The sequence below is a fragment of the Mucilaginibacter panaciglaebae genome, from assembly GCF_039539265.1.
GTDB classification, from domain to species: Bacteria; Bacteroidota; Bacteroidia; order Sphingobacteriales; family Sphingobacteriaceae; genus Mucilaginibacter; species Mucilaginibacter panaciglaebae.
On the sequence record NZ_BAABCV010000003.1, the window covers coordinates 152,618 to 174,683 of the forward strand.

Annotated in this window: 17 protein-coding genes; 13 read left to right on the forward strand and 4 right to left on the reverse strand. The window is 41.5% G+C overall.

Features of this window, described 5'->3' with window-relative positions; all coding sequences use genetic code 11:
- Window positions 1–76: 76 nt before the first annotated feature.
- On the forward strand, window positions 77–1,735 hold the full coding sequence (locus ABD772_RS04890) for an alpha-L-rhamnosidase-related protein (protein WP_345101323.1): 1,659 nt from the start codon (window positions 77–79) through the stop codon (window positions 1,733–1,735).
- Window positions 1,736–1,893: 158 nt separating this feature from the next.
- Here the strand turns inward: ABD772_RS04890 and ABD772_RS04895 are convergent, their stop codons facing one another.
- Both ABD772_RS04895 and ABD772_RS04900 read right to left on the reverse strand, forming a co-directional pair.
- Window positions 1,894–2,691 (reverse strand): WecB/TagA/CpsF family glycosyltransferase, encoded by a 798-nt coding sequence (locus ABD772_RS04895; protein ID WP_345101324.1) that lies wholly within the window; start codon window positions 2,689–2,691, stop codon window positions 1,894–1,896.
- Window positions 2,692–2,919: 228 nt separating this feature from the next.
- Window positions 2,920–4,812 (reverse strand): tyrosine-protein kinase family protein, encoded by a 1,893-nt coding sequence (locus tag ABD772_RS04900; RefSeq protein WP_345101325.1) that lies wholly within the window; start codon window positions 4,810–4,812, stop codon window positions 2,920–2,922.
- Between the two features lie 465 nt (window positions 4,813–5,277).
- Here ABD772_RS04900 and ABD772_RS04905 point away from each other — a divergent pair, with 465 nt between their 5' ends.
- The 8 genes from ABD772_RS04905 (at window position 5,278) to ABD772_RS04940 (ending at window position 13,736) form a co-directional block, all read left to right on the forward strand.
- Window positions 5,278–6,099, forward strand: coding sequence for an MOSC domain-containing protein (locus ABD772_RS04905; RefSeq protein ID WP_345101326.1), 822 nt, complete (start codon window positions 5,278–5,280; stop codon window positions 6,097–6,099).
- 6 nt (window positions 6,100–6,105) lie between these two features.
- Complete coding sequence (locus tag ABD772_RS04910; protein ID WP_345101327.1) at window positions 6,106–6,390, forward strand: Rdx family protein; 285 nt, start codon at window positions 6,106–6,108, stop codon at window positions 6,388–6,390.
- 59 nt (window positions 6,391–6,449) lie between these two features.
- Entirely contained in the window at window positions 6,450–6,884 is a 435-nt protein-coding gene (locus ABD772_RS04915; RefSeq protein ID WP_345101328.1) for an RrF2 family transcriptional regulator, read from the forward strand.
- A 131-nt stretch (window positions 6,885–7,015) separates the two neighbouring features.
- Window positions 7,016–9,109 carry a nitrite reductase gene (locus ABD772_RS04920; protein WP_345101329.1) on the forward strand — a complete coding sequence of 698 codons (2,094 nt, stop codon included), beginning with the start codon at window positions 7,016–7,018 and terminating at the stop codon, window positions 9,107–9,109.
- 35 nt (window positions 9,110–9,144) lie between these two features.
- Entirely contained in the window at window positions 9,145–10,650 is a 1,506-nt protein-coding gene (locus tag ABD772_RS04925; protein ID WP_345101330.1) for a TSUP family transporter, read from the forward strand.
- Complete coding sequence (locus tag ABD772_RS04930) at window positions 10,650–11,366, forward strand: phosphoadenylyl-sulfate reductase (RefSeq protein WP_345101331.1); 717 nt, start codon at window positions 10,650–10,652, stop codon at window positions 11,364–11,366. The genes ABD772_RS04925 and ABD772_RS04930 overlap by 1 nt, the downstream gene beginning before the upstream one ends.
- 83 nt (window positions 11,367–11,449) lie before the next feature.
- Window positions 11,450–12,358: a sulfate adenylyltransferase subunit CysD gene (cysD, locus tag ABD772_RS04935; RefSeq protein ID WP_345101332.1), complete on the forward strand. Its 909-nt coding sequence runs from the start codon at window positions 11,450–11,452 to the stop codon at window positions 12,356–12,358.
- 127 nt (window positions 12,359–12,485) lie between these two features.
- Complete coding sequence (locus tag ABD772_RS04940) at window positions 12,486–13,736, forward strand: sulfate adenylyltransferase subunit 1 (RefSeq protein WP_345101333.1); 1,251 nt, start codon at window positions 12,486–12,488, stop codon at window positions 13,734–13,736.
- 329 nt (window positions 13,737–14,065) lie between these two features.
- Here ABD772_RS04940 and ABD772_RS04945 read toward each other — a convergent pair whose 3' ends face one another.
- Window positions 14,066–14,233, reverse strand: coding sequence for a hypothetical protein (locus tag ABD772_RS04945; RefSeq protein WP_345101335.1), 168 nt, complete (start codon window positions 14,231–14,233; stop codon window positions 14,066–14,068).
- A gap of 278 nt (window positions 14,234–14,511) precedes the next feature.
- On the opposite strand from ABD772_RS04945, the gene ABD772_RS04950 reads away from it, so the two are divergent.
- A complete protein-coding gene (locus tag ABD772_RS04950) occupies window positions 14,512–15,027 on the forward strand; it encodes a hypothetical protein (RefSeq protein ID WP_345101337.1) in 516 nt (171 codons plus the stop codon).
- A gap of 102 nt (window positions 15,028–15,129) precedes the next feature.
- On the opposite strand, the gene ABD772_RS04955 is transcribed toward ABD772_RS04950, so the two are convergent.
- Window positions 15,130–17,682 carry a TonB-dependent receptor gene (locus ABD772_RS04955; RefSeq protein ID WP_345101339.1) on the reverse strand — a complete coding sequence of 851 codons (2,553 nt, stop codon included), beginning with the start codon at window positions 17,680–17,682 and terminating at the stop codon, window positions 15,130–15,132.
- A gap of 470 nt (window positions 17,683–18,152) precedes the next feature.
- Here ABD772_RS04955 and proB point away from each other — a divergent pair, with 470 nt between their 5' ends.
- The 3 genes from proB (at window position 18,153) to mnmA (ending at window position 21,941) form a co-directional block, all read left to right on the forward strand.
- On the forward strand, window positions 18,153–19,232 hold the full coding sequence (gene proB, locus ABD772_RS04960; RefSeq protein ID WP_345101341.1) for a glutamate 5-kinase: 1,080 nt from the start codon (window positions 18,153–18,155) through the stop codon (window positions 19,230–19,232).
- A 5-nt stretch (window positions 19,233–19,237) separates the two neighbouring features.
- Window positions 19,238–20,482 carry a glutamate-5-semialdehyde dehydrogenase gene (locus tag ABD772_RS04965; RefSeq protein ID WP_345101343.1) on the forward strand — a complete coding sequence of 415 codons (1,245 nt, stop codon included), beginning with the start codon at window positions 19,238–19,240 and terminating at the stop codon, window positions 20,480–20,482.
- Window positions 20,483–20,852: 370 nt separating this feature from the next.
- The gene (gene mnmA, locus ABD772_RS04970) at window positions 20,853–21,941 is read left to right on the forward strand and encodes a tRNA 2-thiouridine(34) synthase MnmA (protein ID WP_345101345.1); all 1,089 of its coding nucleotides are present in this window, start codon (window positions 20,853–20,855) and stop codon (window positions 21,939–21,941) included.
- The last annotated feature ends 125 nt before the right edge of the window (window positions 21,942–22,066 follow it).

Here is a 22,066-nt window from a genome sequence, read left to right on the forward strand (position 1 = left end):
GTGATTTATCGCTTTTTCAAAATATATCCCCTTTACTATTTGATTTGTATATTGTGACATCAATTGCGAACCGCCTATGTTAGTTTTTAAATCTGCCTTCCGACTGTCTCTTTTAATTTGCTTTAGTTTCCTGATTTTAAACGAAACAGCCGCTGCACAGGATGTATATGCCGCGTGGCGCAAGGACTGGCTACAAAAGGCCCGGGAATTTACGCCCGCTTTAAAAACAACCATTAAAAAGCCGGTGGGCATAGTACGAATTGAAAAAGATGCCTCAGCTTTTCAAGGCTGGAAAGCGGTTAACGCAGGTGGTGCAGATCAATTGTATAGCTCATCAATCAATAAAAGGAACAGCAGCATAGTGGTTGATTTTGGCGAGCACTTAACAGGCTATTGTACTATTACCCTTAAAACGCGCCGAAGCGACATGGATGCACCGGTGAGATTGAAGCTGACTTTTGGTGAAGTGCCTGCGGAGATAGCCACACCGTTTGACCCCTATCCCGGCGGCCTGAGCCGCGCCTGGCTTCAGGATGAGATCATAACGGTTACTGTGCTGCCCGCGACAATTACTATTCCGCGGCGTGTTGCTTTCAGGTATTTGAAGGTAGATTTGCTGGGTTCGTCGCCAAATTTCGACTTTAATATAGCCGATCTGAGTTTCAAAGCGAGCACATCGGTTCGCATGACCCCTCCTGCCCTTACGGCGGGTACTTCGCAAATTATCAAAGACATTGACTGCGTTGGCCTGAACACGCTTAAGGAGTGCATGCAGACGGTTTATGAAGATGGCCCCAAACGCGACCGCCGCTTGTGGATCGGTGATACTTACCTCGAGTCGTTAGCTAACTTATATTCATTTCATAATGACAGTTTAACCAGGCGCTGCCTTTACCTGCTTGCCGGTTTGGCCAATGAGGATGGCATGTTGAGCGCCGATGTGTTTGAAGAGCCGGAACCGCATTCTCATAACACCCGCCTGCTGGACTATTGTTACCTGTATAACGTCGCCTTAAAAGAATATGTAGCGGGCACTGGCGATAAACAAACCGGTTTAGATCTGTGGCCCGTTGCCAAAAAACAATTGGACATAGCCCGCAAATATGCCTTGCCCGACGGCATGATGGATTATCAGAAAGCCAATAAAGAATGGTGGGTATTTTTTGATTGGAAAGACGGACTGGATAAGCAGGCTCCACTGCAGGGTATTACTATTTACACCTTAAATCAGACTTATGAGCTGGCTAAAATACTGGGTAAAGAAAACGAGGTGGCCGATTTACCGGCCTTCGCCAGAAAACTTAAAAATGCAGCACATAAAAGCCTGTACGATAAAAAGTCAGGTTTGTTTATAAGCGGAAAGGATAGGCAAATATCCTACGGTGGCCAGGCCTGGATGATATTAAGTGGCGTAGCGACGAAGGCTGAGGCTCAGCGTGCGCTGAAGACATTGCCTGCCGTTACCGATGCCGTACATCCGGGTGCGCCTTACATGTATCACTACTACGTTGCGGCGCTAATAGCCAGCGGACTAAATGCAGAAGCCAAACAAGCAGTTATAGATTATTGGGGCGGTATGATAAAAAAAGGAGCCGATACTTTCTGGGAAGTTTATGATCCGGTGGATGAATTTAAATCGCCTTACGGATTTTTCCCGGTTAATAGTTATTGCCATGCCTGGAGCTGCACGCCGGTGTATTTTATCCGGAAGTATCCTGAAATATTTCAGCGATAATAGAAGATTATAGTGCTTTTTGACGCGGTGGGTGCACCGGGATTTGGCATTGTTTTATAGCATTCAATTATGAGGTATTTTAATAGTGAGGCTGGCTTATCGGTGAGCTACACTAAGTCGGTTCTTTATAATCTAAAAGGCCGTTCAATAACCTGTACTTAATTAACTGCAGACTGGCGTAATTTGAATTTGAGTGTTGAAACTAAGCCCAATAGCTTACCTTTTAGTAGCTCGCAGACAAACAAGGGGCCATAGTAAAGATATTTCTTAGCAATGTGCCCCGGCTCTTTGACTAACTGAATCGCCCGCCCTAAACCCAAGTTTATCCGAGGTTCAGACAGGTGGTTCACTGTCTCGGCATAGAAGTAAAATATGGCGCCAATGGCACAAATAACGTGAGCATCTAATTGATCTTTGTATTTGTAAGCCCATTTCTCTTGTTTAGGTGAGGTCATACCTAAAAATAATACTTGTGGTTTAAAGGCGTTAACGGCTTCAATCATCGCGTTATCCTCTTCAATACTAAAATTGGCTTTAAATGGCGGTGAATAACTGCCAACTTTAATTTTAGGATATTCTTTTGACAGGCGTTTTTTTATAGCCGCTAACGTAGGTTCGGAAGCGCCAAGATAAAAACAGCTTCCACCCTCGTGGTTAAGCTTTTGCAGCAGGTGCTGATGAATGTCGGCACCGCCAACTTTTGTTACTGTCTCACCATCCAACGGCTTTGCTGCTGCATTGATGTTGATATTATCGTGTAATAATATATCAGAAGAAATCAAGGCTTTTTTATAAGCTTTATCCTTCTCGGCAATCATGTATGAATATCGATTAACCGTCGTTATCAGGCATTTTGTATGGAAGTTGATTTTGTTTATGTCGCGGTTAAAGGCATCATAATCTAAAACTTCTTTAGTGATATATTTTAAAGGATCTTCTAATACAAACGGTGCCATAATAGCGATTAATTATAGCTTTACCGCAAATACCGCTCCCAAATGAAAAAGTATAGCTTAAATAGCTTATGCACAACTAATTGGCGGGGACTAATACTTGAATTGCTAAAAATTTGGGGGATTTAGCCACAGGACTATTTCCCAAAGTGTGGAATTATTTCCCAATTAAGTATGATGATTTTATTTGGCGGTTGATCGGGGTCAGGATAGCGGAATTGTGTGGCGGCCCTACCCCTTAGTATTGAAGTAATCTTTATAGGCCGCTGTGACACTGTCTATCCCATTAAGAACAATGCTCATGCCCGGCAATTGTTTTTCAATACACAGATTATTGATAAATGATAGTTGACTCTTAGGAGTAAAATCTTTCCTGATGACATATAGCGTAATATCGCACAGGTGGGCAACTATATTGGCATCGCCAATAACCTGCAACGGCGAGGTATCTATCAGGATATGATCATAATGCTCGCGCAACCAGTCCAATAATATCTCTATCCGTTTTCGATCCAGTAGCTCTGAAAAATTAGTAATAAACTGGCCACTCGTTATAATATCCAGATTGCGGTAGGTTACTGAATTTTGAATAACTTCTTCTTTTAAGGACTCCCAGTTTAAGTAATTGCTCATGCCGGGCCGCAACTCGGGTAAGTTGAATATCCGGGCCATAACCGGCTTGTAAAGATTAAGTTCTAAAATTATAGTACGTTTGCCTGAAGTAGCCAGTGCAACACCCAGATTTGATGTTACGAAGCTTTTCCCTTCGCCCGGCACACTTGAAGCAATAAGTGTTACTCTACCCTTATTCTCATGATTATGTAGATAATGTAATTGAGTCCGCAGGCTTCTAAACTGCTCAACCAACATAAAACCCACTTTGTCGTTCTCGTCGTCTGTAACAATTGGTGTTCTTAGATTAGCTTCTTCCAATTCGCCCGAAATTGGTATAAGCAGCGCTTTTTCAATACTACGACGATTAGTTATTTTATCTTTAATAGCCTCTTTTAAATAAATTAATCCGGCAGGTATTAAAAGGCCTAATAACAACGCAGCCGCGAACGGAACAAGTGCTTTTACGGGCTTAAGGGGTATAACATAAGCCACATCGATCAACTGTGCATTTGATAAAGTCGACGCATAATCAAGCTCAACCTCTTCACGTTTTTGAAGCAGCAAGTTATAAAGCGCTTCCTGCGTCTGCCTATTAGTAACGGCGTGCGAACTTTTGGGTGGCTCAACTTGCTTTTGGGCGTAATTGAGTTGGGAGGATAATGAATCCAGACGCCGGTCAATAAAATCAAGCTTAGTTTTGGTTCTTACTTTCTTGTCGTTAACCTGGGTCTTGTTAAACAGGTTTATCAGATGATTTACAAAGTCCCTACCCCTGCGCGGTATTTGATCTTTATAGGTAATCTCAACGGCAGAGGACTCCATCTGATCTTTTAAAGCCACAACCAGCCTGTTCCGGCTTGCTGCAACTACTGTTTGAGGATCGGTTAACTGAATAATGATAGTAGAACCTATATATTTGTTCAGATTAGCTGTTGGTATGATCTGCCATAATCCCGCTGAAGTATTTACATCGCTATTGAAACCAAATCCGGTACTTTCCTCATCGGGTTCGTCCGAAGTTTTCAAGGTAAATGAGTAAGCATTTTTAATCACAATAATGATATTTTGATCGCGTTTACCGCTTGGCCTCACCAGGTTAAACGTTATTGGGCACTCAGCGCCATATAACTCTTTTTGAAGATGGTTTTCAACTACTTTATAGGACACCCAAAGTTTCAGATCACTAACAACACCGGCAATCAATCGCCTTGACTCTAATACCTCGACATCGTTACCAAAACTCTTGGGGCTGCCGGCAATTCCCATACTTTGCAATGAAGATCTGTTATCATTGGTTTGGCTATCGTCCTGAAGCAGCAATGTAGCCTTAATATCATATACGGGCCTGGTAACCGTATGACAGGCATAGGCGCCAATCATTGCAATAAGGATAAACAGTAAAAATACCGGCCAATAATTCAGGTATTTTACAAAAATTTCGCGCCAATAGTATTCGTCATCAGGCTGAGCGCCTTTAACGTGCTGTGCGGTTGATCTTTGTGTATACATATTTTTTATTTACTGTCTACGAGTATAGTAAATGATATCATAGAAGTCAGAAAAATACTTTATACAGCTTAGACATCATCACAACAACGTTAACTACAGTTGTGTCGAAATTAACAATTACTTTTGTTACCCCTGTTGATAGTTATTAACAAAAGGCAATTTAATTAACATACATATCCCTCCTTTTAATTGACCTGCGAATTATCGCAAATAAAGTATGCGGCATTAACTTATTAATAAGGCAACGGGCAATAATCACGCACCTGGTATTATTTGTGGTATTAATTAAAGCATATTCAGGTTTACGACAAGTTGACGGAGCCTATTTAAACATACCTGAAGTTCTTTGGCGAAATATCTCTAAGTGCTTTGTAACGTGCATAATTGATGAAAACGTGTATAAATTTCCCCGCAATCAACCGGTTTTCACCAAAACAGGTAACTTTGCATTATTCATTATGACAGATGCTCAAAGTTAGCGGATTGTATATCTATCCTATAAAGTCGTTAGGCGGTATTAAAGTGGATAAAGCTTTGGTTACCGACCGCGGTTTTCGGTATGACCGCCGGTGGATGTTGATTGATAACAATAACCGTTTTATTTCGCAGCGTGAACACGCATCAATGGCTTTATTAACTCCACATATAACCGGCGAATATCTAAGGGTATCTGCCTCTGACGGAACTTCGATTGACATTGCCTTAGAAATTGAAAATCAAGATCTTATAACAGTCGCCGTTTGGGATGATATCTGCCAGGCGCAATTGGTTGGAAAGTCTGCCGATGACTGGTTTAGCAAACACTTAAATATTGATGTAAGGCTGGTTTTTATGCCTGACCAAACGCTGCGTTTTACCGATAGTGAATACACGCGGGGCGGACAGATAACTTCGTTTTCTGACGCCTACCCTTTCATGATGATCGGGCAGGCTTCGCTTGACGACCTGAACCGGCGGCTGGATAAACCATTACCTGTGAATCGTTTCAGGCCCAATATAGTGTTTACCGGCGGCGTGCCGTATCAGGAAGATACGATGGATAATTTTACTATCAATAACATTAGCTTTAACGGCGTAAAATTATGTGCCCGCTGCAATATTATTACCATAGACCAAAGCACAGCCGTTGCGGCTAAAGAACCTACTAAAACGCTGGCGTCTTATCGTGTCAAGAATAATAAGATATACTTCGGCCAGAATCTTGTACACAATGGTACGGGTATCATTTCGGTTGGCGATGAAATGTGCCAGCTAACCAAACATTTTGAAGAACGATTCATTGTCTGACATACCATGAAACCAACCATAACTATCGAGTATTGCCCCAAATGCCATTGGCTTTTACGTGCAGCCTATATGGCTCAGGAACTGCTTACTACATTTGAAGACGATCTTTACGGCATAACCCTTCGCCCCAGCGAGATTGCCGGCCGTTATACCATCAGTTTAAATGATGAAAAACTATTCGACCGTAAAGAGCAGGGTCGTTTTCCGGATATCAAAGAATTGAAACAAGCAGTACGGGATAAGGTCAATCCGGATAAGAATTTAGGGCATTCTGACGCTATTGTAAAATAAGTATAGTAAGTCGGTATTATTAATTGTATTAATTATATTTGTTAGTTATTAACTTTAAAATGCTATCAAAAAAAACTAAATATGCTATTAAAGCATTAGTAATTCTTGGGAAAAACGCAGACAAACCGCCGATGCAGATCTCAAAAATTGCAGAAGAAGAACGTATACCTAAAAAGTTTCTTGAACAGATATTGCTGGATATGCGCAACGCCGGGTTTTTGTACAGTAAAAAAGGCGCCGGCGGCGGATATGCATTAAACAAGGACCCTAAAGACATTTACCTGGTAAGTGTAATGCGCATTACCGATGGCCCTTTAGCCATGGTGCCTTGTGCCAGTTTAAATTTTTACCATAAATGCGATGAATGCCACTCAGAAACCAGTTGCGGTATTCGCGATGTTTTTATTGACGTACGCGATGCTACCCTCAAAATTCTATCAGAAACCAGCATTGCTGATGTGATAGCCCGCGAAACAAAACTGATAAATACCTAAACTCAACAATCATTTAATTGTTAAAATTAACCTTTTTTAAATTATATTCTACCAATTCCATATACTATCTATATCTTTGATGGGTAATATCTGTGCAGATATAAGAGATTTTAAAATTACATTTTACGCATATGCAAAGCTTTAGAACAGAGCTCGAAAATCCTGTTGTTGAAAAGGACATTATTAGTCTTGAAAAAAAGATCCGTGAGTTTCGTGATGGAACAATTCATGATGAGAAATTTAGAAGCTTACGTTTAGCCAGAGGTATTTATGGTCAGCGTCAGCCGGGTGTGCAGATGGTGCGTATTAAATTACCTTTTGGTAAGGTAACTTTTAAACAGTTGCTGCGCATTGCGGATGTATCGGACGAATACGCAAGCCGTAACCTTCACTTAACTACCCGCCAGGATATACAAATACATTACGTTAGTTTAGATCGCACACCGCAGCTTTGGGCTGATCTGCAAAAGGATGATGTAACAATTCGCGAAGCATGTGGAAACACTGTTCGTAACATTACGGCTTCTCCAACAGCAGGCATTGATCCAAAAGAGCCTTTTGATGTGTCGCCCTATGCTCAGGCTGCTTTTGAATACCTGTTGCGCAATCCTGTTAACCAGGATATGCCGCGTAAATTCAAGATTGGTTTCTCTGCCAGCGACGAGGATACTGCATTCTCATTTGCACATGACCTGGGTCTTATACCTAAAATAAACGCCAATGGCGAGCGTGGCTTTAAAGTAACACTGGGTGGCGGCTTAGGTGCTCAGCCTATATTAGGTACTGTTGTTGAAGATTTTTTACCTGAAGATCAGCTTATTCCATACATTGAATCAACCATACGTGTATTTGATCGTTATGGCGAGCGTACTAACCGTAACAAGGCCAGGTTTAAATATGTAGTTCAAAAATTTGGCATGGAAGAGGTTTTGCGCCTGATGAAAGTTGAAAGAACTGCCAATAAGGTTAAATCATATAAAATAAATACCGATACTATCCCGGCTCCGGCCATACCCGCCGAACGCGAGTTTGACGAGATCACCATTAGTAACCCGCTGGGCTATGAGCAATGGTTAGCTACCAACGTATTTGAGCAAAAGCAAAAAGGTTATTATGGCGTGTACATTAAAGTGCAAACCGGTGATATACCTACTGAAAAGGCACGGAAAATGATTGCCTTATTAGAACCTTTAGCCGGTGATGAGATACGTGTTACTCAAAATCAGGGTCTTTTGTTAAAATATATCCGTAAGGAGGCATTCCCTACCCTATACAATGGCCTGGCCGAATTAGGCATGGCTTCGCCGGGCTTTGACAGTGTGGCCGATGTAACCACCTGCCCCGGTACCGATACCTGCAACCTGGGTATATCAAATAGTATGACGTTTGCAAGGGTATTGGAAGATCTTATTGCCAATGAGTACGCAGATTTAATTTATAACCGCGATATCAAGATAAAAATAAGCGGCTGTATGAATTCATGTGGTCAGCATAGCATGGCGCCAATTGGGTTTCATGGCAGCTCATTAAAAGCCGGCGCTAAGGTATTGCCTTCAATGCAGGTGATGCTGGGCGGCGGCATTGTCGGCGATGGCATTGGTCGTGCCGGCGAGCGCGTAATCAAGATACCGGCAAAACGTGCTACACAGGTATTAAGAGATATTCTGGACGATTATCAGGCAAATTCTGTTGAAAACGAGCTCTTCAATAATTATTATGACAGACAAGGTAAAGATTATTTTTACCAGATGTTAAAACCACTGGCCGACCTCACCACACTAACCGACGAGGACTTTGTAGATTGGGGCCATGTAGAAAGCTACGAGAAGGCAATCGGCGTGGGCGAATGTGCCGGCGTGGTTATAGATTTGGTAGCCACATTGCTTTATGAATGTGATGAGAAGCTCGAATGGGCAAACGAATCATTTGCTGCCGGCGTGTGGGCTGATGCCATTTATCATTCATACAACGTGTTTATAAACGCAGCTAAAGCGCTGTTATTAGACAAAGGCGTTAATGCCAGTACCCAGATTGGAATTATAAAAGAGTTTGATGCACAGTATGTTAGCGCCGGCGAGTTTGCGTTAAACAGTAGCTTTAACGACCTGATCACTCAGATTAATCAAAACGAGCCGTCAGAAGAGTTTGCAACTTTGTACATGGCTTCGGCTGCTGATTTTCTGGAAGGTGTAAAAGCCAAAAGGGAAACAATACTGCAATCATAATGTTAATGTGCTTTGTACAATTACACAGAAACTAAATGACTTTGTTGCCGGAAAATAATGAGTTAACTTCTATTCAGGATGAGAAAATCGGAGGCAATCAGTTGTTTCCCGTTTTTTTGAAACTGAACGAATTGCATACCGTGCTGATTGGCGCAGGCAATGTCGGTTTAGAAAAACTGAATGCTATATTACATAACAGCCAGGAAGCACGAGTTACCGTTATTGCTAAATCGGTTAATCAGGGCGTTTATGATTTATCGATAGCTTATCCTTCTGTAAAAATTATCGAAAAAGCTTTCAGCGATGAGGACCTGGACGATGCAGATTTGGTAATTGCAGCTACAGATAATTCTGACTTAAATACCTATATCCGTGAATCGGCGCATCAACGCAGGTTATTGATTAATGTAGCAGATAAACCAGATCTGTGCGATTTTTACCTTGGTTCTATCGTACAAAAAGGTGATCTGAAGATCGGTATTTCTACTAACGGAAAATCTCCAACTATAGCTAAACGACTTCGCGAAGTATTAGACGAAAATATCCCGCACGAACTGGATCAGTCATTACAACACATGAGCCAACTACGCGAAACCTTATCCGGCGATTTTGCTGATAAGGTTAAAAAGCTCAATAAAGTCACCTCGGTACTTGTCGAGCAAAAAAATGAGCGCAAAAACTTGAAATGGCTCATCTGGCTTTCTATTGTCTTTGCGCTTATAGTAACTGTAACTACACTTTGGTATAATGAACCCGCGTTTAAAGGATATGTGGAGGAAATTAATCCCGCGTTTTATTATTTCCTGGGGGCCGGTTTCGTATTTGCCATGATAGATGGTGCTATTGGCATGTCGTATGGTGTTACTTCAACTACATTCTCCATATCTATGGGCATCCCTCCTGCTTCGGCGAGCATGGGCGTGCACCTGTCAGAGATTATGAGTAATGGCATTGCCGGCTGGATGCACTACCGTATGGGTAACATCAACTGGAAGTTATTTAAGTCGTTACTGTTACCGGGTATAATTGGTGCGGTAACCGGCGCTTATTTATTATCCTCGCTTGAGCATTACAGTATGTACACGCGACCTTTTGTTTCGTTGTATACGCTTATTCTGGGTGTGGTGATATTATTGAAGGCTATTAAACTAAAGCGTAAAGCAGGTCAGAAAAAAATTAAAAAGATTTCGCTTTTAGGATTTGGCGGAGGTTTTATAGACGCCGTTGGCGGTGGTGGCTGGGGCTCAATTGTCTTATCAGCTTTAATAGCCGGCGGTCGTAATGCACGTTTTTCATTAGGTACCGTTAAGCTTTCGCGATTTTTTATAGCCTTAATGAGCTCGCTTACGTTTATTACCATGTTAAACGGCAAACATTGGGAAGCTGTAGCCGGTTTAGTATTCGGCAGTGCATTGGCATCGCCCATTGCCGCTAAAATATCCAACAAAATATCAACAAAGACCATCATGATTGCGGTGGCTATAATAGTTATGTTTACAAGTTTGAGAAGCATTGTTAACTTTGCAATGAAAATATTATAATGAATACCCAGGCAGAAGATATAAAGCAATTAACAGCAGGACTCGATCCGGTTGCTGCTTTGACCAAATTGGCCGAATATTTCCCTAACCAAATTGTCTTTTCAAGTAGTTTTGGCTGGGAGGATCAGGTTATTACGCACATGATATTTGCCAATGATTTGCCTATTAAAGTTTTTACCTTAGAGACAGGCCGCATATTCCCTGAAACATACTATGTATGGAACCGCACCATGGAAATATATGGTAAAACTATATTTGCTTATTACCCGCAGCATGAAGCACTTGAGCGGATGGTGAATGCAAAAGGCCCAAGTAGTTTTTATGAATCTGTTGAGAATCGTAAAGAATGCTGCGGCATTCGTAAAGTTGAGCCTTTAAACCGTGCTTTGGCCGGCAATAAATGCTGGATAACCGGTATCCGTGCCGAGCAATCAGTTAACCGTCAGGATATGCACAATGTGGAATGGGATGATCAGCATAACCTGGTGAAGTTCCATCCTATTTTTGACTGGACTTTAGACGCTGTAAAAGCATACATCAAACAATACAATATACCTTATAATACTTTACATGATCGTGGTTTTCCGAGCATTGGGTGCCAGCCATGTACAAGAGCGATAAGAGAAGGCGAAGATTTTAGAGCAGGACGCTGGTGGTGGGAAGACCAATCAAAAAAAGAATGCGGCCTGCATGAATTAATAATTGACAATAAATAATTATTGAATTATTGAGTTACTGAATTATTGAATTGAAAAGAAATCAATAATTCGACAATTCAAATAATTCAGAACTAAAACACATGAGTAAACACAACCAACTGGATTATTTAGATGAGCTTGAAGCAGAAGCTATCCATATTCTGCGCGAAGTAGCCGGCCAGTTTGAGCGCCCTGCGCTTTTATTTTCAGGAGGAAAAGATTCTATTACACTGGTACGTTTGGCTGAGAAAGCCTTCCGCCCGGGTAAGTTTCCATTTCCTCTGGTACATATTGATACCGGCCACAATTTTGTTGAAACCATTGAGTACCGCGATGCTATGATCAAACGCTTAGGCGAAAGATTGATTGTAGGCAGTGTACAGGACTCAATTGACCAGGGAAAAGTAGTTGAACAAAAGGGCAAAAATGCTAGCCGCAACCCGCTTCAAACTGTAACATTGCTGGATACTATTGCCGAAAACAAGTTTGACGCTTGCATAGGCGGTGCTCGTCGTGACGAGGAAAAAGCACGTGCCAAAGAACGTATCTTCTCGGTACGTGACGAATTTGGCCAATGGGACCCTAAACGTCAGCGACCTGAACTTTGGAACATTTACAATGGTAAAATCCACAAAGGCGAAAACGTTCGTGTATTCCCTATCAGTAACTGGACCGAACTGGACGTTTGGAACTACATCCGCAGAGAAAATATAGAATTACCATCAATATACTTTGCACATGAGCGTGACACCATCATTCGCAACGGCCAGCTAATGGCAGCCAACCCTGTGTTAAATATGGATGAGGATGATGTGATTGAGCGCCGCACTGTACGTTTCCGTACTGTAGGCGACATGACCTGCACCGCAGCCGTAGCGTCTGACGCATTTTTAATTGACGACATTATTAATGAAATAAGCACTTCAAAAATAAGTGAACGTGGCGCCCGAATGGACGACAAAGTATCGGAAGCTGCAATGGAAGATAGAAAAAAAGGCGGATATTTTTAAGCCTGTAGAAGTATAAAAAGACATATCCTTCGACCGAGGTACGAGGAAGATGGACATGGCAAATTGCTTTAAGACAATAATTGATTATAATAAATAAAGTCTCCTGGTTTAAGGAGATACAGAGTTCATGGATATACTAAAATTTTTAACTGCAGGTAGTGTTGACGATGGCAAAAGTACGCTGATCGGTCGTTTACTGTATGATAGCGATTCTATTTTGCTTGATCAACTGGAGGCATTGCAGGCGTCAAATCGTAAAAACGACGATGGCAGCATTGACCTGGCCATTTTAACTGATGGCCTTAAAGCCGAGCGCGAGCAAGGTATTACTATTGACGTGGCATATAAATACTTCCAGACAGATAAACGTAAATTTATTATTGCTGATACGCCGGGCCATATTCAATATACCCGCAACATGGTTACCGGTGCATCCAACGCAAATTTGGCTATTATCCTGGTCGACTCTCGCAAAGGGGTTATTGAGCAAACTATACGTCACTCCTTCCTGGTATCATTGCTGGGTATTCAACAAGTGGTTCTAGCCATCAATAAAATGGATATGGTTGACTATAGCGAGGAGGTTTACAACAACATTGTGTCCGACTATAAAGCACTTGCCGAAAAAGTGGGCTTAAAAAACGTTCACTATATCCCTGTAAGCGCGCTTAAAGGCGATAACATCGTAAACAGCTCAACTAACATGCAATGGTTCAATGGCGGAAGCTTACTGGATTTCCTGGAAACAGTAGAGCTGAATGTCGATAACAGCACAGAACACGCACGCTTACCTGTTCAGTGGGTTATCCGGCCTCAAACCGACGAACTGCATGACTACCGCGGATACGCCGGTCGTGTTTCAAGCGGCTCATTTAAGGTGAATGATAAGATCACTGTGCTTCCCTCAGGCTTTACCTCTACTGTCAGCAAAATCGAAGTATTTGATAAAGAACCGGAAGAAGCTACTGCAGGTATGTCAGTCACTATGCATTTAAAGGATGATATTGATATTAGTAGAGGCGATATACTGGTTAATACCAATTACCAGCCACAGGTATCACAATTGATAGAAGCTGATCTCTGCTGGATGGATACCCGCGCTTTGGATATCAGCCACACTTATTTTATTCAGCATAACAGCAAGGTTACACGCTGCAAAATTCAGGAAACATTGTACAAGGTAAATATTAATACTTTGGAGCAAGAGCAAGGCGAAGAGTTTAAACTGAATGATATCGGTCGTGTTATCATCAAAACCGCCGATCCTTTGGCTTTCGATGCCTATGAGCAAAATAAAGCTAACGGCGGTGCAATCATCATCGACAGCCGCACAAACGTTACTGTAGGCGCTGTAATGCTGCGAAATGTAGCAGACTAACCAACCAAATATATATTTCTATTCAAGCCCGGCAATTTTTCCGGGCTTTTTTTATATAGCCACAAGCTGGACATTATTTGAAGTCAAACTTAAAGTATCTTTAAAAATCACGGAAAATTCTTTGGTATATTCATTAACGCCCATTGAGTCTTTAAAGTTTAGAGAAAAGAAAAAATAGCAACCTTCATTTTGAAACAAAACATTAAGGGCGATACGCTAAAGTACAAATCCAATTCATCGCCAGGGTGAACAACAGGAATTGGCAAATTTGAATCCAATATGATTTTTACTGATAGAAATATGGTCAATAACTCCAATTCCTGCTCCCTTTACGCCAACATCCTAGCCTCCTTTTTATCTAGCTTTAATTTAAAATGTAAAGTTGATATTCCTTTTTCTATTCGCGTATTGTCAACTTTTATTGGAGTTATTTCAAAAACTGGAAAATTTTCAATCCTATACTCTGCTTCTGCTATATCAGTTATTGATTGCTGCATTCTTTGAACTTTTCTTTGCGACCGAAGAGTTAATAGCAGTAATGCAGAGGTTCCAAGATGACAATAACCATTGCCCAATCAGATACCGTTCTCCAAACAGTTGCGTCAAATGGAATGAAACTATTGATTTGCATATCTAAATATAGCTATATATGATATAAATTTTTACTGCTAAGTCAAGCGTTCAGATTTATGAGTCAACTCTCCCTAAATTATAATTGCATTTATATTTGTTTTAGTTACTCGATATTTTTTACCTTGAAACTTTTAATATTGAAATGAGAGATTTAAATAAGTATACTCACCCCGACGCAAATCCGAATAGAAACGCATTTCAAACTATCGCTTGGTACCTGATGTTTTTCACGTTCTTGCTTTTTACGGTCCGCCCAGGCTGGGAGTTATTTAAATATTTTAGCGGGACTGATAAAAAGAGCATTGATCTTAGTAACATTGGATTTGGCATGCTCATTGCGTTGGCATCTATTTGCTTTTCATATTATAAACTTTTAGATTCTACTAAATATAAAAAGCTTCATACTGATGTGCAGAATAGTGGAGAGTTATTTCTTGCATCCGCTATTGCTTTTATCATATCATCAGCTTTAAAGTATTCTTGGATACTTATGGATGCTAAAAGTTGGTTTTTCCCAACAATAAAGATATCTTATAAGATAAGCTTTTTTACTGCCGAAATAATTTGCATATTAGGCTTAGCTAAATTGGTAGACGTGTTATATTATAGGGCGATTGCAACAAGAAAACAAGTATTGTCGAGCAATAGCGAGAACTGATAATAAAGGATAACCAACACTTCTCTTAACCAACAAGAAAAGCGAGCCGGAATTAATCCGTACCCGCTTTCATTATAAACCTATTTGAAAAGAAAAGTTCTGCTATAAAACGTAACGTAAGGTTATACCGAAAGTTCTTTGATCGCCAAGTACGCCTGCATATTGGCCGGCGTTGCCCGAAGCGGGTAATAACTGTTCAAAGTAATTTTGATTAAATAAATTACGGCTCCATATGTAAGCGGAGAAACCACGCGTGGCTCTGTAACCTAATCTGGCGTTAACCAGTGAATAACCAGCTATGTTTAAGTATTTTGAAGGGGTTGGACTTGATGAAAAGCGTGAACGGAAGTAATCATCTATTCCAACAAAGAATCTGGTATTTTCGCTCACGAATTTTGCGTCAGTAGAAAACTCTCCGCCGGCCGACGTGGTCCATTTTGAAACACCCGGAAGTTGCGAGCCTGAGATATCTTCAAAATAAACACTTTGACCATTTGCCGTTAAGCCAGTTTGCTCAAGCGGAAGCGGAGCATTGGTGAATTTAACATATTTAGCGTCGGTATAAACGCCTGAGGCATAAAACGAAAAGTTTTTAGTAGCCTGAAAGTTTGCGTCTAACTCAACACCCTTTACATTCACTTTTTGAGCAGTAGCCAGATAACCACGGTTTACACCAGGTTCGGGCGATTGAACGTTAGTTTGATAATCTTTAATATCTGAGTTGTGAAACATCACATTTAAAGTAAGGTTATCTGTGGGGTTTGTTTTAGCACCAAACTCAATATGCTGCGTTTTTTCTGGTTTAATGACAGCCAGGTCAAGTGCCGGGGCATTGTTAATAGTTGGCAAGCCCGCAACATTTACCCCCGATGGTTTGTAGCTTGTTGAATATGTAGCAAATGCGTTAAGGCGTTTATTTGGTCTGTATGATGCAGTGATTTGATATGTGAAGTTTTTTTCATCAAAATTGGTGGTGTAAAATTGACTGCTGTATACACCGTTTCTGAGTGCAATTAACGCGGGGTCTGTCATTTGTATGCCGCCATTTGCTGCTCTATTGTAATAGACATCTTTTTTATCGTAGTTGAAACGTACACCCGGGCTAAGATGAAATGCATCTCCTAATTTCCAATCAACGTTAGCAAATGCCGCGGCAGTTTGCGATTTGATGGATGAATTGGTAGATATGCCGTATCCTTCAAATAAACCCGGTGTTTTCCACAGAGCAGTATTAGTTGTGTTTTGTGCGAAGCGCCACTCAGCCGAGCCGGCCTCCTCCCTACCGGTCGTTGTTACTTTCTGATCTAAAAAAAATAAACCAACCACCCCGCTTACTTTCTCAGAGAAATCGCCTGCATAACGTATTTCTTCTGATTCCTGATGTTGTTTAGAAGGATTTTGCGATTTTGTCAATACCGGTAAACCTGTGAAATCTCGGTCGGTTGACGGATCCCAGTTCCAATAACGCCACGCAGTGGTAGATGTCAGCGTACCCGGGCCTATTTTGAAATCGGCGTTTAGTGAAACTCCACCTAGTTGGTTGCCCGATTTAGCCGGTGTATCCTGATCAATAATACGTGCAAATGGATTGGTGGACGGCAATTTATAACCTAAGTCGGCAATGATATTATTAAACTGGCGATATGGGGCACGCAATGTAGGTGCAACACCTGCAATTACCTGAACATAACCATTTGGTTTTTGATCAGACACATCGCCTGATAATGTAATAGTAGTGTTGTTTGAAGGTTTGTAAAGTAATTGACCACGTGCGCCAATATTATTAATATCATTGACAGCTTCTTGCCTGGCTACGTTTTGGATCACACCATTACGTTGTGTTCCTGAAAATGACAGACGAGCGGCTAATTGTTTGCTAAGGGGACCGGTAACTGAAGCTTTGGTTTGAATGTATCCGTAGTTACCAAAACTGCTTTCTAATGATACTCCTGGTGTGAAGCTTGCTTTACGGGTTGTAATGTTGATAGCCCCGGCAGCGGTGTTTTTACCAAATAGTGTACCTTGAGGGCCGCGTAATACCTCAATATTATCAATATCAATGAAATCAAGCGTCGCAGCAGCCGGCCGTGCATAATAAATACCGTCTACATAAAAACCCACTCCCGGATCAAGCCCGTCATTGGTTAATCCAAATGGCGAACCTATACCGCGAATGTTAATACCGGTATTGCGGGGGTTTGAAGTATAAAGCTGTAAAGAAGGCACCAGCTCTTTAACCCTGTTAACATTAAATGCGCCAGTCTTGTCAATCTGGACTCCACCAATCACCGAAATAGGAATAGGCACATCCTGTAAAAGCTCGTGACGTCTTCTTGATACCACGACAATCTCTTGTAACTGATCGCTACCTACCAATACAAACTCGGCAGGTGCATTTTGAATACTAATGATCTGAAAGTCTTGCGGTTTGAAACCAACCGAACTGATCCTGATATAAAATGGGGCATCAATTGTAGCCTTAAGTGTAAACTGTCCGTTTTCATCGGCATTTACGCCTGTATTAGTGCCTCTGATTGTTACAGATGCATGTGGTACCGGTGCACCTTTACTGTCTTTAACGAGGCCGTTTATCGTATTTTGAGCAAACGCCGTTGACGAATAAATTAAAAGAATTAAGAATAGAATTTTTTTCATGAATGATATAAGTTTACTGCTGTTAAATGATAGATGTTTACTTACTGTATATTAATATTTGTTCGCATAAAAAGAGATATGTTGCTATGCCTTCAACAGTAACAATAGCAGCGGTTAATAGCATACAGTAAAGAGTTTCGATGAGTTGAATTTATAAATAACATAAAATCTATAGATTAAGTAGACAAATGTATTAAAATAAATTAGGTGTCAAATATTTTTTTAAAAAGTTTTTTTGAGGGCGCCCCTGAACAGGCGTCAGGTATTCTAACAATAGAAAAAAACTCGATTTAGGCCTATTTCTCCACATTTTGATTAGAATTTCACCTATTTGTTGATGAAAGACAAATGAATTCTATTTTAATCAGGCGATAACAGTACCACATTTGTCATTTTTCTTTATTTTCTATCTAAATCAATCGAAAACGAAGTAAAAACACAATATTTGCACTTAAATTCATCAAATAATAATGTCTTTTAAATACAGACGCATAGTCGTAAAAATTGGGTCGAATGTTTTAACGCAGCCTAACGGCCTGCCCGATCAGCACCGTATTGCCCAATTAGTCGAGCAAATTGTTGATATAAAAAAGCAAGGCATTGAAGTGATTTTAGTTTCCTCAGGCGCCGTTGCCGCAGGCCGCAGTTTGATCACTGTATCAGATAAATATGATGCTATTGCCGCGCGCCAGCTTCTTGCTTCCATCGGTCAGGTTAAACTAATAAACAACTATGCACAGTTGTTTGAAAAACACAACATTCTGTGCTCGCAGGTATTGGTAACTACCGAGGATTTTAAAGGCCGCCAGCATTATCTGAATATGAAAAACTGTTTGGAGATATTACTACAGCACCAGGTCGTCCCTATTGTTAACGAAAATGACGTGGTATCGGTTACGGAGTTGATGTTTACGGATAATGATGAACTTGCTGGCCTAATAGCCTCAATGCTAAACGCTCAAGCTATGATTATCCTGACTAATGTAGATGGTATTTATACCGGCAATCCTAATGATAAGGATTCAGAATTGATTGAAGAAGTCGGCGGTGCAGGTGTTAACTTTGCGTCATTCGTAACATCGGGTAAATCGCAGTTTGGCCGTGGCGGTATGATCACTAAATCGCATATGGCGCAAAAGACCGCTAAACTGGGCATTGCTGTACATATAGCCAACGGAACCAGGGAGAATATCCTGATTGATGTATTGAATAACAAAGCTGCCCACACGCGTTTTATCCCGGATAAAACGGCGTCTGGTAAGAAGAAATGGTTGGCGCATTCAGAGAAATCGGCTACCGGAATTGTACAGATCAACAATGGAGCAAAAGTAGCCCTGGCCTCTAATAAGGCAACAAGTTTACTGCCCGTGGGTATGGTAGATGTGCTGGCCGATTTTAAAAAAGGTGAAATTATCAAATTGATCGACGAACAAGAGAATGTAATAGCCCTGGGCATTGCCGAGTACGGGGCCGACAAAGCCAAAGAAAGCATCGGCCAAAAAAATCAAAAGCCGCTTGTGCATTATGATTACCTTTATCTTTTAAGCTAATTGCAATGAGTTATACTACCTATTTTGAAAATGCGCAACTGGCCTCAAGAAATTTTGTCGTATCCGGAGATATCATTAATCAGATTTTGAATGATCTGGCGGCAGAAGCGCTGGCACAAACCGATTATTTACTGACCGAAAATCAAAAGGATCTGGATAGAATGGATCCGAATAATCCGAATTATGACCGTTTGCAGCTTACCGCAGCAAGAATACGGGATATCGCCAATGACATTGTGAATGTGGCCGGGTTAGAAAATCCATTGGGAAATATTTTGTCAGAAAAAACAATGCCCAATGGGTTACATATTTCTAAAGTCAGTGTTCCGTTAGGGGTTGTGGGGGTAATTTATGAGGCTCGCCCAAATGTAACGTTTGATGTATTTACCCTTTGTTTCAAAACAGGCAACGTATGCATTTTAAAAGGTGGCAGCGATGCAGCGTTTTCTAATCAGGCAGCTATTAATGTAATTCACAAGGTTTTGAATCGCCATAGCATTAATGTCAATGTGGCCACCCTCCTGCCCAAAGAGCGTGAAGCTGCCGAAGCCCTGATGCAGGCGGTTGGGTATGTTGATGTAATTATTCCGCGCGGCAGTCAGGGACTGATCAACAGCGTACGGCAAAATAGTAAAGTACCGGTGATTGAAACCGGTGCCGGAATTGTACATGTCTATTTCGACCAATCGGGCGATTTGAAGATTGGCCGGGATATCGTTTTTAATTCAAAGACCCGCAGGGTAAGCGTTTGTAATGCGTTAGATTGCTTTATCATTCATTCTGCCCGATTGCCTGATTTACCTGAATTAACCGGGCCTTTGGCAAGTTCGGGGGTTGAAATATTTGCAGATGAGCGATCCTACCAGGTGCTTCAAAATAACTACCCTGCCCATTTGCTGCATCAAGCCGGAAAGCAGCACTTTGGCACCGAGTTTTTATCTATGAAGATGGCTATTAAGACCGTTGATGATTTTGAGCAGGCGCTTGAACACATCGCTATTCATAGCTCTAAACATAGCGAGGCCATTGTAGCCGAGGAACCTGCTGTCATAGCCGGGTTCCTTAATCGTGTTGATGCAGCTGCGGTATATGTTAACGCCGCTACCTCGTTTACAGACGGTGCTCAATTTGGTTTAGGTGCTGAAATTGGCATCAGCACACAAAAACTCCACGCCCGCGGGCCAATGGGTTTGCACGAGCTTACCAGCTACAAATGGCTGATTCGGGGTAACGGGCAAATACGTGCATAACCTGCAAGAGTGTTTCATAAAATAGTGAAACACTTTGAAACACTTGAAACACTTTTACTCTGTAAGTATCTGTAAATAAGATGATTATGAAAAACCGGTGAAACACTTTGAAACAGTAGTAAAGCTTCAGGTAAACACACTTAAGTATCTAATAATCAGTTATTTGTTATATTTTTAAGCGATTTAGATGTCTTAGGGTGAAACACTTCAGTTGAAACACCTCGCCGTGTTACTCGTGGTAAAAAATTTTGGATGATCAATCCCGGGTTGAGGATACACTTTATTTAAAACAGCTCCCCAATATATTTACCTGTAACTGACCGACCCGCAATATCTATATCCAATTGAAAGCCGTATCTTTGCGCCCGATATGAGTAAGCACGGAAGAATATTGGTGGCGATGAGCGGTGGCGTAGATAGTTCGGTAGCGGCAGTGATGCTGCACGAGCAAGGCTATGAGGTTATCGGGCTTACCATGAAAACCTGGGACTATGCTTCGGCCGGTGGGAGCTCAAAAGAAACGGGTTGCTGCAGTCTGGACAGCATTAATGATGCCCGCGCTCTGGCCGTTGGCTATGGCTTCCCGCATTATATATTAGATATTCGTAATGAGTTCGGCGATTTTGTGATCGACAATTTTGTTGATGAATACCTGGCCGGCCGTACGCCTAACCCATGCGTGCTATGCAATACTCATATTAAATGGGAGGCATTATTAAAACGTGCCGATAAACTGGACTGCGAATTTATAGCAACCGGGCATTATGCCAACATTCGTTTACAGGACAACGGCCGTTACGTCATATCAAAAGGTAAAGACGAGAATAAAGATCAGTCATACGTGCTTTGGGGTGTGTCGCAAGAAAACCTGGCCCGTACCAAATTTCCGTTAGGCGGCTTCTCCAAGCCTGAAATCAGGCAGATGGCTTTAGAAATGGGCCAGATAGAATTAGCCGGAAAAAGCGAAAGCTATGAGATTTGTTTCGTGCCGGACAATGACTACAGAGCCTTTTTAAGGCATAAAGTAGAAGATCTGGAAGAGCGTGTCTCTGGTGGCAATTTTACGCTGACAGACGGCACTATTGTGGGCAAACACCAGGGGTATCCTTTTTATACCGTTGGTCAACGCCGCGGTTTGGGTGTAGCTTTAGGCCAACCCATGTTTGTAACCAGCATTGACCCGGTTACCAACACCGTGGTTTTGGGTACCGAGGAAGAATTGCAACGCAAACAAGCCTGGGTACGCAACCTCAACCTGGTTAAATACGAAACCATTACCGAGCCACTAAACGCAATCACCAAAATAAGATATAAAGATGCCGGCGCCGAAAGCAGCATTGTACAAATGGGCGAACACATGAAAGTGGACTTTACCCATATGGTATCGGGCATCGCTCCCGGCCAGTCGGCTGTATTTTATGAAGGAAACGACCTGCTGGGCGGCGGCTTCCTGATGTGATTTTTTGGTGAGTGGTTGATTAAGTTGATTTGGTAAGTAGTTATAAATAACGTTAGCCTGATTAGCTTGATCAACGGTTAACTAAGTTACAACCATTCCATTAACCAACTCAATTAACCCAATCA

What these genes read in the sequence shown, in the direction of transcription:
- proB (WP_345101341.1), top strand. Translation starts at nt 18,153, where the DNA reads ATGTCTTTTAAATACAGACGCATAGTCGTAAAAATTGGGTCGAATGTT.
- ABD772_RS04950 (WP_345101337.1), top strand. Translation starts at nt 14,512, where the DNA reads ATGAGAGATTTAAATAAGTATACTCACCCCGACGCAAATCCGAATAGA.
- ABD772_RS04925 (WP_345101330.1), top strand. Translation starts at nt 9,145, where the DNA reads ATGACTTTGTTGCCGGAAAATAATGAGTTAACTTCTATTCAGGATGAG.
- ABD772_RS04915 (WP_345101328.1), top strand. Translation starts at nt 6,450, where the DNA reads ATGCTATCAAAAAAAACTAAATATGCTATTAAAGCATTAGTAATTCTT.
- cysD (WP_345101332.1), top strand. Translation starts at nt 11,450, where the DNA reads ATGAGTAAACACAACCAACTGGATTATTTAGATGAGCTTGAAGCAGAA.
- ABD772_RS04945 (WP_345101335.1), bottom strand. Translation starts at nt 14,233, where the DNA reads ATGCAGCAATCAATAACTGATATAGCAGAAGCAGAGTATAGGATTGAA.
- ABD772_RS04905 (WP_345101326.1), top strand. Translation starts at nt 5,278, where the DNA reads ATGCTCAAAGTTAGCGGATTGTATATCTATCCTATAAAGTCGTTAGGC.
- ABD772_RS04930 (WP_345101331.1), top strand. Translation starts at nt 10,650, where the DNA reads ATGAATACCCAGGCAGAAGATATAAAGCAATTAACAGCAGGACTCGAT.
- ABD772_RS04940 (WP_345101333.1), top strand. Translation starts at nt 12,486, where the DNA reads ATGGATATACTAAAATTTTTAACTGCAGGTAGTGTTGACGATGGCAAA.
- ABD772_RS04955 (WP_345101339.1), bottom strand. Translation starts at nt 17,682, where the DNA reads ATGAAAAAAATTCTATTCTTAATTCTTTTAATTTATTCGTCAACGGCG.
- ABD772_RS04890 (WP_345101323.1), top strand. Translation starts at nt 77, where the DNA reads ATGTTAGTTTTTAAATCTGCCTTCCGACTGTCTCTTTTAATTTGCTTT.
- ABD772_RS04900 (WP_345101325.1), bottom strand. Translation starts at nt 4,812, where the DNA reads ATGTATACACAAAGATCAACCGCACAGCACGTTAAAGGCGCTCAGCCT.
- ABD772_RS04910 (WP_345101327.1), top strand. Translation starts at nt 6,106, where the DNA reads ATGAAACCAACCATAACTATCGAGTATTGCCCCAAATGCCATTGGCTT.
- ABD772_RS04965 (WP_345101343.1), top strand. Translation starts at nt 19,238, where the DNA reads ATGAGTTATACTACCTATTTTGAAAATGCGCAACTGGCCTCAAGAAAT.
- ABD772_RS04895 (WP_345101324.1), bottom strand. Translation starts at nt 2,691, where the DNA reads ATGGCACCGTTTGTATTAGAAGATCCTTTAAAATATATCACTAAAGAA.
- mnmA (WP_345101345.1), top strand. Translation starts at nt 20,853, where the DNA reads ATGAGTAAGCACGGAAGAATATTGGTGGCGATGAGCGGTGGCGTAGAT.
- ABD772_RS04920 (WP_345101329.1), top strand. Translation starts at nt 7,016, where the DNA reads ATGCAAAGCTTTAGAACAGAGCTCGAAAATCCTGTTGTTGAAAAGGAC.